Source organism: Desulfurella amilsii, from assembly GCF_002119425.1.
GTDB lineage: Bacteria > Campylobacterota_A > Desulfurellia > Desulfurellales > Desulfurellaceae > Desulfurella > Desulfurella amilsii.
This window is the reverse complement of sequence record NZ_MDSU01000010.1, coordinates 22081-35933: the sequence shown is the minus strand read 5'-3', so window position 1 is coordinate 35933 and position 13853 is coordinate 22081. Positions and strand designations below refer to the sequence as shown.

Annotated in this window: 13 protein-coding genes; 5 read left to right on the top strand and 8 right to left on the bottom strand. The window is 32.5% G+C overall.

Annotated features, from left to right (window positions below):
- Positions 1–62: 62 nt before the first annotated feature.
- The 7 genes from DESAMIL20_RS02245 to DESAMIL20_RS02215 are packed head-to-tail and all read right to left on the bottom strand — an operon-like array spanning position 63 to position 8596.
- The gene (locus DESAMIL20_RS02245) at positions 63–1679 is read right to left on the bottom strand and encodes an SPL family radical SAM protein (protein ID WP_086033186.1); all 1617 of its coding nucleotides are present in this window, start codon (positions 1677–1679) and stop codon (positions 63–65) included.
- Positions 1679–2170: a LolA family protein gene (locus tag DESAMIL20_RS02240; protein ID WP_143340222.1), complete on the bottom strand. Its 492-nt coding sequence runs from the start codon at positions 2168–2170 to the stop codon at positions 1679–1681. Before DESAMIL20_RS02240 ends, DESAMIL20_RS02245 begins: the two co-directional genes overlap by 1 nt.
- Positions 2121–3032, bottom strand: a complete 912-nt coding sequence (locus DESAMIL20_RS02235; RefSeq protein ID WP_086033184.1) for a dihydroorotate dehydrogenase — start codon at positions 3030–3032, stop codon at positions 2121–2123. Before DESAMIL20_RS02235 ends, DESAMIL20_RS02240 begins: the two co-directional genes overlap by 50 nt.
- The gene (locus tag DESAMIL20_RS02230; protein ID WP_086033183.1) at positions 3026–3736 is read right to left on the bottom strand and encodes a dihydroorotate dehydrogenase electron transfer subunit; all 711 of its coding nucleotides are present in this window, start codon (positions 3734–3736) and stop codon (positions 3026–3028) included. Before DESAMIL20_RS02230 ends, DESAMIL20_RS02235 begins: the two co-directional genes overlap by 7 nt.
- 2 nt (positions 3737–3738) lie before the next feature.
- Positions 3739–4209 carry a transcription elongation factor GreA gene (gene greA, locus DESAMIL20_RS02225; RefSeq protein WP_086033182.1) on the bottom strand — a complete coding sequence of 157 codons (471 nt, stop codon included), beginning with the start codon at positions 4207–4209 and terminating at the stop codon, positions 3739–3741.
- Positions 4202–7402, bottom strand: coding sequence for a carbamoyl-phosphate synthase large subunit (gene carB, locus DESAMIL20_RS02220; protein ID WP_086033181.1), 3201 nt, complete (start codon positions 7400–7402; stop codon positions 4202–4204). The genes greA and carB overlap by 8 nt, the downstream gene beginning before the upstream one ends.
- A gap of 51 nt (positions 7403–7453) precedes the next feature.
- On the bottom strand, positions 7454–8596 hold the full coding sequence (locus DESAMIL20_RS02215) for an amidohydrolase family protein (RefSeq protein WP_086033180.1): 1143 nt from the start codon (positions 8594–8596) through the stop codon (positions 7454–7456).
- 110 nt (positions 8597–8706) lie between these two features.
- Between DESAMIL20_RS02215 and DESAMIL20_RS02210 the strand changes: the two genes are divergently transcribed.
- Both DESAMIL20_RS02210 and DESAMIL20_RS02205 read left to right on the top strand, forming a co-directional pair.
- A complete protein-coding gene (locus tag DESAMIL20_RS02210; protein ID WP_086033199.1) occupies positions 8707–9726 on the top strand; it encodes a molybdopterin-binding protein in 1020 nt (339 codons plus the stop codon).
- Between the two features lies 1 nt (position 9727).
- Positions 9728–10897 (top strand): molybdopterin molybdotransferase MoeA, encoded by a 1170-nt coding sequence (locus DESAMIL20_RS02205; protein ID WP_086033179.1) that lies wholly within the window; start codon positions 9728–9730, stop codon positions 10895–10897.
- 2 nt (positions 10898–10899) lie between these two features.
- Here DESAMIL20_RS02205 and DESAMIL20_RS02200 read toward each other — a convergent pair whose 3' ends face one another.
- Positions 10900–11205: a hypothetical protein gene (locus DESAMIL20_RS02200; protein ID WP_086033178.1), complete on the bottom strand. Its 306-nt coding sequence runs from the start codon at positions 11203–11205 to the stop codon at positions 10900–10902.
- A 147-nt stretch (positions 11206–11352) separates the two neighbouring features.
- Between DESAMIL20_RS02200 and DESAMIL20_RS02195 the strand changes: the two genes are divergently transcribed.
- From DESAMIL20_RS02195 to DESAMIL20_RS02185, 3 genes are read left to right on the top strand one after another with little or no spacing between them, the layout of a single operon-like run.
- A complete protein-coding gene (locus DESAMIL20_RS02195) occupies positions 11353–11895 on the top strand; it encodes a SurA N-terminal domain-containing protein (protein ID WP_158090480.1) in 543 nt (180 codons plus the stop codon).
- Between the two features lie 2 nt (positions 11896–11897).
- Entirely contained in the window at positions 11898–13010 is a 1113-nt protein-coding gene (locus tag DESAMIL20_RS02190; protein WP_086033176.1) for a glycoside hydrolase family 18 protein, read from the top strand.
- A 37-nt stretch (positions 13011–13047) separates the two neighbouring features.
- Positions 13048–13836: a flagellar hook-basal body protein gene (locus DESAMIL20_RS02185; protein WP_086033175.1), complete on the top strand. Its 789-nt coding sequence runs from the start codon at positions 13048–13050 to the stop codon at positions 13834–13836.
- The last annotated feature ends 17 nt before the right edge of the window (positions 13837–13853 follow it).

The window sequence follows — 13853 nt, the reverse complement described above, 5'->3', positions numbered from 1 at the left end:
ACTTATATAATAATTAATTAAAGATGTCAAGCATATAAAGCTTAATAGTATTTTTTAAAGACTTAAACAATCATGTTGTAGTATATTTTATCTTTGAAATTGCAAAGTAAGTTGTTAACAAGCGTTTTTATGTTTTTTTGGCTTGATTGGATGTACATATCATCTTTAAGAACTAAATTAGATAATATACCGGGATTTTTGGTTAAAAAGACTTTATATTCATTTTTTGAAAATCTTAACAGTCCAATCTCAATAGAATGTAGGTGTTTTATTTCATTTAACGCATTAATAAAATCTTTATAATCATCTGCATTGTCAACAAAAAAAGGATCAAAGCGAATCCCTATATTAAATCCAGCTTGATCCAATAATTTTATAGCATTCAGCCGTCTTACAAGACTTGGCGTATATGGTTCAAATTTATCTATAACATTTTGAGGGGTTAGAGAAAAAGCAATTATTGTATTTTTAAAAGGTTTTTCTTTTAATAATTTATCTATCATAACTGATTTTGTTCTAATTTCTAGAATTGCATCAAGTTCTTCAAAAAACCTTGCAAATTTTATATAACTTGCATCAAAAATACTAAGGGCTACAGGGTCTGAAAATGTTCCTAAGTAAAAGTATAATGGTCTTAGTTTGTCATTTTTAAGAGTTTTTTTAATAGCGCAAAAATAATCTTTGATATTTTTAAATATAACGGGGTTAAATGTTTTAAAATAGCCTTTTAAAAAACAATACGAACAATCATACATGCAGTTATAAGACTGAATAATAGAGTACCCGTATGTATTTGCAGGCGTATAATTATCAGGTGTTTTTCTCAAAAATTCACCTTTCTTTGTAGCATAAATTAGTGCACATTTGTCTTTTAGATTGTGAAAGTAACTTACATAGTCATTTATTTTTTTATCACAATCGCCTTTTAGCGGTTTTTCGCACAATATGTATTTGAGTTTAAAGGGTTTTTTGATGTTTTTTGCCGTATTTATTTTAATTTTTTTATAAACATTCTGACGCATTGTAAATGTGTAGCGTTTTTTTTCAAATAGCTTTTTCAAGTTAAAAAGTACATTTACATTAGCTATGGCAGTATTTAGGAATATCTCTGTTAAATTGTTATTTGCAATCTGTTTTAAAAGCTCAAGTATTTTAACAACTTTTGAGTAGTCGAACTTAAATTCTTTTGAAAATTGGTTATTATTATCGCTTATTAATTTTATTATAAAGCCATTTATACCCAACTCATTTAAAGCTTTTGCAAAAAAATATGCCTCCATATCAATGCAATCAGCAAGATAGCTTAAGTTTTTATCGAATGCATAATTACCTAAAACACTTAAACAATCAACATTTTTGAATCCATCTATAGAATTTATTTCAACAGGATTTAAGATGGGGTCTAAGCTAGAATCTAAAAGCTTTACTTTATTAACTACTACAACTTCACCTATTTTTAGGCTTGCTAGGTTTCCTGCAAGACCAAAAAGCACACATAGTTGTGGTTTGAGTTGTTCATTCAATTTTGCTATATTTAATGCTAAACTCAAACCACCTTTACCATAATTAACATATATTACAATGCCATCTGCGCAAAAAACACTGTGTCTTTTTTGCGCATCAAAGTGCTCTATAAATAATTTAGCTTCGCCAAGATGTTCAAATGCCAAAAGCAACATCAAAAATCAAATATAATAATATTGCCGTATATGTCTGTAATTTTAATCTCTTTTAGTTTTTGATTGTTAGGGTATAGCTCTACTTGAGCTATATTGGTTTTTCCTTTAGGAGTCAAAAGAAAATAATCGTTTACCTTCTTTATATTGAAAATTGAATTTATGTTGGTTTTTCCCAAAAACAGGTTATAGAGCACTTGATTAAAACCTTCAAGCGGGTATATTTTTGTGCTATTGCCAATCGTATCGTAAGCTTTTGAGTCTTTAAGCTTTATCGTTTCATTATTATACGCAAAAACCATGTATTGACCTTTTTTTATCGTTAATGTACCGCTTCTTTCAATTTTTTGTTTTGTCATTGCATTAATGGCAATTTGTTTAAAATGTAAAAATTGATAGTTATTAACCGATATGCCTAAATCTTTAAGCGTATATCCAAATGCGCTAGTTGTGAGCAAGACCAACAAGCTTATTAACATCATCAATTTCTTCATCTTCTAAGTACCTCCTTATTCCTTCAATTATTTTTAAACTTATATCTGGCTCTACAAAATTTGCTGTGCCAATTTGTATCATAGATGCGCCAGCCAGTATATATTGAACTGCAACGTCTGCGTTGTATATACCTCCAACACCTATTATCGGTATATTAACCTTTTCATAGGTTTCATACACCATCTTCAAACCTACAGGGTAAATAGCAGGACCGCTTAGTCCACCAAATTTATTGCCTAAAAACGGCTTCTTTGTTTTTGTGTCAATAATCATTCCTGTTAGAGTGTTAATTAAGCTTACAGCATCAGCTTTTGCAGATTGAGCTGCTTGAGCAATTAGTGCAATATCTGTAACATTTGGTGTTAATTTAACAATAATAGTTTTATCGCAGACTTTTTTTATACTAGAAATTAATACAAAAACAACCTCTGGATCTTTACCAAATGCTGCACCACCTGCTTTTACATTTGGGCATGATACATTAATTTCCAAAGCGGCGATTTGCTTATAATTATTTAGTCTACCTGCAAGCTCCACAAATTCTCCAATCTCGCTTCCATAAATATTCACTATTAAATTTGTTCTTATACTGTCAAATTGAGGTAAAACTTCACTTACAAATTTTTCTAAGCCTATGTTTTGCAAACCAATAGAATTTAGCATACCACATGGTGTCTCAACAATACGCGGTGGCGGGTTGCCCTGCCTTGGGTTTAGACTTAAGCCTTTAACAATTACGCCACCAAGCAAGCCTATGTCAAAAAAACGATTGTACTCAATACCCCAACCAAATGTACCTGAGGCAACTAATACGGGGTTTTTGAATCTTAAATTTGATAGTTTTACCTCTAAATTTACCATATAATCTCCGTATAGTTAAACGCTGGGCCATCTTTGCAAACCTGTTTGTAACCATTAATAGTGTTAATACTGCATCCCAAGCACACACCAAAGCCACAAGCCATGTTAGACTCAAGCGATATATCCATACTAAAACCTTTTCTATCTGCAAGCTCACACAATGCCTTCAACATGCCTTTTGGACCGCAAGCATAAACATGGAATGAATTGTCTAAATCTTCCAACAAATCAACCACACTGCCCTTTTTCCCTAAAGAGCCATCCAGCGTTGCAATTTCTCCAAAATCAACAAAACAGTCTTCTTTTGAGTTAAAACCAAAAAAGCAATGTGATGTAATATTTTTTGAATCTAAAAAATACTTTAAACCAATAAGCGGCGCAACACCAATACCGCCTCCACACAACACAATACGCTTGTTTCTTAAATCAAACCCATTACCAAAAGGACCAGTAAAATCAATTAAATCACCCTTTTTATACGATTTTAAAATGTTTGTTCCAAGACCTATAACTTTATAGTAAATATCTATTGTTTCATCTACTTTTGCTATACTGAACGGTCTTCTAAGCAATGGTTCGTTAAGCTTGTTTATTTTTAGCATTAAAAATTGGCCCGGTTCATACTTAAATCCTTCGGGTACTTGCAGTTGTAGATAGTAAGTATCTTTTGCAACTTGATCATTGTTTAAAACGATTGTTTTCATGATTAAGAGATATCCTCTATCTCAAAGTTTTTAATACCTGCTGGCACCTTAACGCTTACCACATCACCAACCTCTTTGCTCAAAAGTGCAAGCGCAATAGGGCTATTTACGGATATTTTGCCATCATTTGGGTTTGCTTCGTCTTCGCCTACAATCATGTATTCAACTTCTTCATCTGTGTCTGTATTGAGCAATTTTACCTTACATCCAAAGCTTATTTTATCTTTTGAAACACTATTTGGGTCTATTATACAAGCTTTATTAATTTTATTTGAGATTTCAGAAATGCGCTTTTCTATGAATACTTGTTTTTCCTTTGCAGCATGATACTCAGCATTTTCACTCAAGTCACCCTTTGCACGAGCTTCTTCTATTTCTTTTATAATTTTCGGTCTTTCGATTTTTTGCAATCTTTCTAATTCGTCAATGAGCTTATTGTATCCTTTTGGCGTAAAAAAAGCTTTATCACCCATTATTAGGCTCCTTATAGTAATCTTGTATTGCTTTTACATCTATAGTTTGTGAATTAATTTTTGCCGTTATGGCTTCTATGCTTGCCAAAGTTCCCCAAACAGTTGTGCAGTATGGTATATTTTTCAAAAGCGATAACCTCCTTATATGAAATGAGTCGCTAAAAGATACTTTACCAGATGGCGTGTTGATGACAAAGTTTATTTCATCGTTTATTATCAAATCAAGTATATTTGGCCTGCCCTCACTAACTTTTTTTACATAAAAAACATTGTGCAAATTTTTGATCATGTTGTAAGTCCTTTGAGTAGCAAAAACTTTGAAACCTAAATTGATCAATTTTTGGGCAATCTCACCCACATAGGATTTATCTTTATCAGCAAGAGACAAAAATACATTACCTTTTACGGGTAAAACCGAACCACTTGCATAAAAAGCTTTATAGTATGCAAGTGAGAAATCCTTATCTATACCCATAACCTCACCCGTTGATTTCATCTCTGGACCTAACACAACATCTACATCTGGAAACTTAGCAAATGGCAAAACAACTTCCTTAACAGCATAATATTGTGGAACTACTTCTCTAACATTAAGCTCTTTAAGCTTTCGTCCAAGCAATACTTTTGTGGCAATTTTTGGCCAAGCAATTCCTGTGGCTTTGCTAACAAACGGTATTGTCCTGGATGCTCTGGGGTTAACCTCAAGAATATAGATGCTTTTATCTTTGATTGCAAATTGAATATTTATAAAACCTTTAATATTCAATTCTTTTGATATAATTATTGTTTGGTTTGTTAGCTCATCAATCATTTGCTTACTCAATGTTCTTGGCGGCAGAGAACAAGCAGAATCTCCAGAGTGCACGCCAGCTGCCTCTATGTGTTCCATTATACCACAAATAACCGTATCAGTACCGTCTGATAGTGCATCAACATCAATTTCTATTGCATCTTCCAAAAACTTATCTATTAATATAGGATGCTCTCCAGAGACCTTTATGGCTTCTTTCGAATATTTTTCCATATGCGATTGATCGTAGACTATCGTCATAGCTCTTCCGCCCAACACATAAGAAGGTCTAACAAGCACAGGATAGCCAATATTGTTTGCTATGTTTATTGCTTGTTCGATTGTTGTAGCTGTTGCACTATTTGGCTGTCTTAAGCCTAACTGGTCAATTAGTTGTTTAAATAACTCTCTATCCTCAGCTAAATCTATACTTGATGAGTCTGTACCTAATATTTTAACATTATTTTTTTGCAAATCTTTTGCAAGCTTTAGTGGTGTTTGCCCTCCAAATTGTAAAATAACGCCTTCTGGATCTTCATTTTCTATAACGTTCATAACATCTTCAAATGTTAAAGGTTCAAAATAAAGTTTGTCAGAAATATCATAATCGGTAGACACAGTTTCTGGGTTGCAATTTATCATTATAGATTCATAACCTTCTTCTTTTAATGTGAGGCTTGCATGCACGCATGTGTAATCAAACTCTATACCTTGACCAATTCTATTTGGGCCACTGCCTAAGATTACGACTTTTTTGGAGTTAGATTTCTTTGACTCATTTTCATGTTCGTAGGTTGAATATAAATATGAAGTGTAGGATTCAAACTCAGCAGCGCACGTATCAACCATTTTGTAAACATTTTTAACATTAAGGTTTCTTGCAAAAGACCTTATGTCCTCTTCTTTTTTACCTGTAAGTTTAGCAAGATATTTATCAGAAAAACCATATTGTTTTATTTTTCTGATATTTTCTATATTAACACCAATTAATTTTATTTGGTTTTCCATGTCCAGTATTTGCTTTATATTAGCTAAAAACCATTTGTCAATAAATGAATATTTATATATTTCATCTACAGACATTCCCATTCTCATAGCCTTTGCAATATAAAAGAGTCTCTTGCTGTTTGGGTGCACAATTTTATCAATAATTTTTGATATATCATTTTCTTCTACATCTTCAAGGCCATAATGATCCATTTCTAAGGAGCGGATGGCTTTTTGTAAAGATTCTTTAAATGTACGCCCAATTGCCATAACCTCGCCCACGCTTTTCATTTGCATACCAATTTCATCTTTTGTATTAAATTTTTCAAATGTAAAGCGTGGTATTTTGGTAACAACATAGTCAAGCGTTGGTTCAAAACTTGCAGGGGTTTTTTTTGTTATGTCGTTGGATATTTCGTCTAAAGTATAACCAATACTTAAAAGCGTTGCAATTTTAGCTATGGGGAAACCCGTAGCTTTACTTGCCAAAGCGCTTGAGCGAGATACTCTTGGGTTCATTTCTATTACATAAAATTCTCCGTTTTGTGGGTTAACACAGAATTGTATATTGGATCCACCTGTTTCTACACCAATTTCTCTAATTATTGCAATACCTGCATCCCTTAACAATTGGTATTCTTTGTCTGTAAGGGTTTGCGCTGGTGCAACTGTAATTGAATCACCAGTATGAACGCCCATTGGATCAAAATTTTCTATTGAGCAAATAATCACAACATTATCCGCTTTATCTCGCATTACTTCCAACTCGAATTCTTTCCAGCCAATTACAGATTGTTCGACTAATATTTCTCTAATTGGACTCTGACCTAAACCCCATTTTACCACAGATTCAAACTCTTCTTTATTGTAGGCAATACCAGCACCAGTACCTCCTAGTGTAAAAGAAGGTCTAATAATTGCAGGAAAACCAATCTCGCTTACAGCAATATTTGCCTCTTCAAGGCTTCTAACAACTGTGGATTTTGGCGTTTTAAGGCCTATTTTGCGCATAGATTCTTTAAATAGTTCTCTATCTTCAGCTTTTTTGATAGATTCTATATTTGCACCTATGAGCTTGACATTGTATTTATCAAGCACACCAGCTTCATAAAGACCCATGGCAGTATTTAAAGCCGTTTGACCGCCCAATGTTGGCAATAAATGCGTTGGCCTTTCTTTTGCAATTATTTTTTCAATAAACTCTACGCTTATTGGTTCGATATAGGTTTTATTTGCAAGTTGTGGATCTGTCATAATTGTGGCCGGGTTAGAATTAACTAAAATAACCTCAATCCCTTCTTTTGATAAAGCCCTACAACTTTGAGTGCCAGAATAATCAAATTCACATGCCTGACCAATTACTATCGGACCAGAGCCTATAATAAGAACCTTTTTTATAGAGTTGTCTTTTGACATACATTAACCTCATTTTTCAAAGTGTCTTAAACATAATACAAATTTTTAAATTTATTGCAAAATTTCTTCAAGGGCATTGTTTGTAGTTGTTTCCATAAAGAACGGATAAGCATAAAAACCTTTTTTAAAACCAATGTGGAGGTTGAGTGCTGTATAACCCCCTGTGGTTGCTATCCCAAAAAAATAAGCAGGATCAATATGACTGTAGTGTTTGTATAAAAATTTTAATTCATTAATAATATTTAGATCCCAATTGCTTGCAAGCGAATCTGTGCCAATTGCAACATTTATGCCGCTATTTTTCAACAGTTCTAAATTTGGCAAGGATTTACTTATGTAATAGTTACTGCGCGGAGCTATTACAATACTAGCATCTATGCTTTTTAAATATTCAATTTCATCTGGCTTAATATGAACACAGTGAACAAATAAGCCTTTTTTTATATCTCCCAAGCTTTTTATGTACTCGATTGCGCTTGAAAAATGAAGCTGATTGTCTATTAAACCTTTTTCTTGTAGCATTTCAAATAAATCGCCTCTAGAGTTAACAAACGGATTTTCAAATTCACTTTCTAAAAAATGAAAGCTAAATAAATCACTGCCAAACTTTGGGTTGTTCTTTAGCATTGTATACCCCAATAAATCTCTATGTGTTGAATACACAGAATGTGCTGTAACATCAATTTTCATTTTGTATGTTTGTCTTATGTTTTCAATGTTATTTTCAATATAGGCTATTTTTTCTTGCGCTTGTTTTTTTCTTAAAGAATAGTTTTCAAAAAAAACAATAGCTTTTGGTATTTTTTTAAGATAATTACAGCTTTTAAGCGTATTGCTAATATCTGCAACTGCGCAAACGCCGCTTTTAATTAAGCTGTCAAGTGCTTTTTTTATGGCTTCATCCGTTTGAGTTTCGTTGGCTTGAACTTTAGTTTCTATCATCGTTTTTAGCCATTTTACAAAGCCTAAGTATGGCTCAATACTTACATTGGATAAATCAAGGTGCGTATGGGCATTAACAAAACCGCTAAATAAAACACCCTCTCCATAATCTTTTACTACTGCTTCAGGGTAAGTTTTTTTTGCAAGCTTAATTGGTAACAAGTCAACTACCATATTGTTGTGGCTTACACAGCCCAACCCTTTTAATATTTCTTTACCATTGAATAACCACTTTGCATAAAGCATTTCCATATAAAAGTTAATACTATATCAATTTTTTTATAATGTCAACTTTAAGCAACCGTTATATAATTTACAAAAAAACGCTTGACAAAAAAACAGCTTTAATTAGAATTTACCTTGTGAAAAAAATAAAAGTTCCTGTTGAAAAAAGCGTTGGATTAGCTTTAGCTCATGACATTACATATATTAACAAAGAAGAGGGTTTTAAGGGTGCTCGCTTTAAAAAAGGCCATATAGTTGGACAAAGCGATGTTGATATCTTAAAATCAATAGGTAAAAGCTATATTTATAAGCTAATACCAGATGAAAATGATATCCATGAAGATGATTTTGCTATTCAAATTGCCCCATACATTGCAGGAGAAAATATTTTTTATGATAAGTCTCCTACCGAAGGCAAAATCAATTTTTACTCGGCAATTGATGGCTTATTAAAGATAGATAAAAACAAATTGTTTAAAATAAACGCTATCAGTGATTTATCACTACCTTGCATCCACAATAACTTTGCATGCAATGAAAACAAAACCATTGCCGCTTTTCGCATTATTCCACTTTATACAAAGAAAAAAGTATTAGAAAAAGTAAAAAAAATTCTCGATACATCAATTTTTAATGTTATTGCCTACAGCGTCAAAACAATTAATGCGATAATTACTGGAAATGAAATTTACTATGGTTTGAGAAAAGATTTATTTAAAAGTCATATTGAGGGCAAGCTAAAAAAATATGGTTGCATAATTAACGATTGTAGAATAGTTCCAGATGATACAAAAGCCATTATTGAAGCTTTAAATCAATTAAAAACAGCTGATTTGATATTTGTTTGCGGCGGAAGCAGTGTTGATCCAGACGATGTAACAAAACAATCCCTATCAAAAGCCAAAGTGAAATTTGTATTTAAATCTAATCCAATACAGCCAGCAAACAATTTAAGCATTGGATACCTTGAAAATAGCACGATTTGCGTTGTGCCAGCAGGTAGTCTATACTATAAAGCAAGTGCCTTAGATATTTTTTTGCCACGACTGCTTGCTAAAGACCATATTGATAAAAAAGAGCTAAAATTTTATAGTGAAGGGGGATTATGCCACTTTTGCGATTACTGCACATATCCAATATGCCCATTTGGAAAGTAATATGAAGAAAAATGTCTTAGAAGCGCTAGAGATTGTACTGGATTGCTCTAAAACAAAGCCGTCACAAACGGTTTTTTTGAGCGATTCTTTGGGGAGGGTAGCTTGCATTGATATTCTAGCAAAGTCAGATTACCCTTGCCTAAATAAAACGGCAATGGATGGATATGCAATAGTTTATAAAAATAAAGACAAACCATTAAAAGAAGTATTCGATATTAACCAGTTTGATGAAAATAGCGCCTTTAGATTAAACACAGGCAATGATATACCCCAAATATGCGACTCAGTTATTGAAGTAGAACTTATTGAAAAACATGATGGTTATATAAAACTAAGCAAAAATGTAGAAAAGTATAGAAATTTTGTTTTTGCTGGATCTGAAATCAAAAAAGGTGAAATTGTAATAAAAAAAGGAGAGCTTATTAACGAGCAAAAAATGGCTCTGCTTGCATATGTGGGAGAAGTTTTGATTGAGGTATATCAAAAACCCATAGTTGGCATTATTACAACAGGTGATGAAGTTGTTTTTCCTGGTGCAACAGCTCAAAAAGGGTCTGTTTACAACACGAATTACTTTTATCTAAACGGCTTTGTAAAAAAGCTAAATGCCGAGTGCATATATTTTGGGCACATAAGAGATAATATCAATGAGCTGGTTGAAACTTATCGTTATGCGTTATCACGCTGCGATATACTTGTTAGTACAGGTGGTTCATCAAAAGGCACAAAAGACTTTACCAAAAAAGTTTTTGAAGCTTTAGGAATTGATATAAAATTTGATGAAACAACAGTTAAGCCGGGTAAGCCTTTAATTTTTGGTAATTTAGGTGATAAATTAGTATTTGGCATGCCGGGTTGGCCTTCGTCTTTGGTAGTAAATACCCAGGTATTTTTAAAACCCGCTTTAAAGAAATTATCAGGCTTAACTAACTATAAAAACGCTATTTATTATGCCTCAACAACAAAATCAATGCATTCTAGAATGGGCAAGGACTACTTTAATCGCGCAATCTTAACATATAATAATAAAGGTCTATTTATAGAACCACTCGAATCTCAAGACACAAGCAATTTTTTTTCAATGGCAAAGGCAAATTGTTTGGTGTGGCTTGATGCTTCGACTGGCGATGTAGAAAATGGCACGCTTTTGACAGTTATTACAATTGATTAAAACTATTTTATCAGATTAAAATCTAAGTCGGATCCTGGTATTGTTGAGCTTATTTTAATGTCACTTTTTGCTTCTAAATATTTATTCTTTATGTCTTCTGGCACATCTTCGAATTCATAAACAATTTTATCTACAGAAATTTTACCACCAATTTTTTCCTCAAAAGGAAAACCATAAGGCAATATTGCAAGTTGGATACTGCCAGATGATGGTATTACCTGAATAAGAGCAACATCCTCTAAATAATCTAACACTTTTGTACCTATAACTGTTTCTCCCGTAACAATCTTTACAATTTTAATTTCCATACAAACCCTCCTTACCTCACTAAGATTATACAATATTGAGACTTTGTCAATAATAAAATTAAACAGATATTTTAAGGTTGACAAAACCGCCTATTGTAGTCTACAATTGGATAGCTAAAAAAATTAATGTTTTTTAAAGGAGGGCGTATGAAGCTTTTGGCAAGTTTGTTTTTGGTGACGTTTTTTTTAACAGCTACTGCTTTTGCTCAAACTCAAGATAAAGTATTAGCTACGGTTAATGGTTACGAAATTACTCAATCGGCTGTGGATAATATTATAAAATCTCTTCCTGCTGGTGCTGTAAACAATAAAAACACCGCGCAAGTGAGAGAAAACGTTTTAAATTCACTTATTAGCGAAAGGGTTTTGCTTAATGAAGCAAAAAAACTCAATTTAGAAAAAGACCCGCAGGTTACGCAAGAAATTAAAACTCAAACAGACAATATTCTAATTAATGCTTTATTGCAAAAGAAATTTGGCAATCAAAATTTTACACCAACAGATAAAGAAATAACGGACTTTTATAATCAAAATAAATCAAAACTAAAGGATTCAAAAGGTCAAATATTGCCATTAAGTAAAGTAAAACCTGAGATTTCACAGTATTTGGCAAATTTGAAGAAAAAACAAGCATTGGACAGTTATATTGAAGAATTAAAAAAGCAGGATAAAATTATTATAAACAAATAAAAATGAAATTATTAACGCTAATTTTAGCGTTAACTCTACTTGCTGGCTGTAGCTACAAAGAAAAAGTTTCTGTAATTCCAACGCTTCGGCCAGCAGTAGAAATAAAAACGCAAAATAAGCCTTCAAATTTTCTAATTGCAGGTTTCTATCCTTATTGGGAACAATCAAAATTTCCTCCTCAAATTGCAATAAATAATAGTATAAATGTATTATACCATGCTTTTGTATGGCCGGATAGAAATGGCAATCTTGTTGTACCAAAAAGTTTTAACAATAAAGAAATTGTAGATATTGCTACAAGCAAGAACATAAAAGTTATTTTGTCTGTTGGCGGCGGTGGCAATTCTGGTTATTTATCAAGTGTGCTAAACAACCCTCAATTATTTCAAAATTTTGCTGATCAATTAATAAATTTTATTAAGAAAAACCAGTATAATGGCGTTGATATAGATTGGGAATTTCCAAAAAATTCAACTGATGCTTTAAATTTGAACAAATTTGTTCAAATTTTGAAACAAAACCTTGGGAATGACTATATAATTTGCGTCGATTTACCTTATGCAAATTATAGTGGCAGATATTTTGACATTGATTTTTTAAAATATTTTGTAAGCTACTTTGTCGTTATGTCTTATGATTATTCTGGGGCTTGGAGTCACATTAGTGGTTACAATGCTCCGCTCAAACCAGGTTTTTGCAACACACACGATATACAAAAAAGCATTGAGTACTGGCTTGCAAGAGGAATTGATTCTAAAAAAATACTTCTTGGTATACCATTTTATGGCAGGGCTTTTAATGCTGACGAACCATGTCAAGAATTCAATCAATCTTTTGCTACTACATATAGAAATATATTATCCCTTCTAAAAAACGAAGATTATCAATATTTTTGGGATTTTATGACAAAAACACCATATTTAGTAAATAAAAAAAATAAGATCTACTACAGTTTTGACGACTCATCATCAATTAATGATAAGATACGCTATGCTTTTGAGATGAATTTAGGCGGTATTGCAATATGGGAAATAACTCAAGATATCGTAGATAACCATCATCTCTTGCTACCAGATCTCGTTCAAACAATAAAAAATAATCAGTTATTAAACTAGAACAGATTTTGCTACACTTAGCTTTGGAGGTGCTTTGATGCTAAGTGGTATTTACACGTCAGCTAGTGCAATGATTATTGCAGCCCAAAGGGTAAACAACATTGCAAATAATATAGCAAACTCAAATACAATTGGTTTTAAAAGTGAAGGTATTAATCAGAAAAGCTGGTCAGAATTTAATGGCTATGGTGAAGCCAAACTACCCATTGCGCAAAACACACAATTAGCGGCAAATTTTATAAATGAAGCTGTAAATTCAGTTGTTCATATGGATAAAGACTACATAAATTTTACGCAAGGCTCTCTAGAAAAAACGGGCAATAAGCTAGATTTTGCAATCGAAGGCAGAGGCTTTTTTGCTGTGCTTACTCCAAATGGTATAGAATATACCAGAGGCGGTCAATTTGGTATAAATAGTCAAGGAATATTGGTTCAAAGAGGCACAAATTACCCTGTGCTGGGTGAAAATTATTTTAAGAATGGAAAATTTATTAAAGTTGATTCTCAAACAGCTTTTTCTCAAACTGGTGCAGTTCTAGACAATGGAGCGCAAACAGACACTATCGCAATTAGAGATTTTAGCAACTATGGAAATTTGAGAAAAGTGGGCGATAATTGTTTTGTGCCAGTAAATAACATGCAGCCACAATTAACAGCAAACTTTATGCTAAAAGAAGGTTATTTGGAACAATCAAATGTTAATATTGTAAAAGAAATGGTAGAGCTTATACAAAATCAACGCTCATATGATAGTTATCAAAAAGTAATATCAACATTTGCAAACCAACTGATACCTAATACAATCCAGATAGGCAGCGTTACTTAAAAAAGGAGGAAATAAAA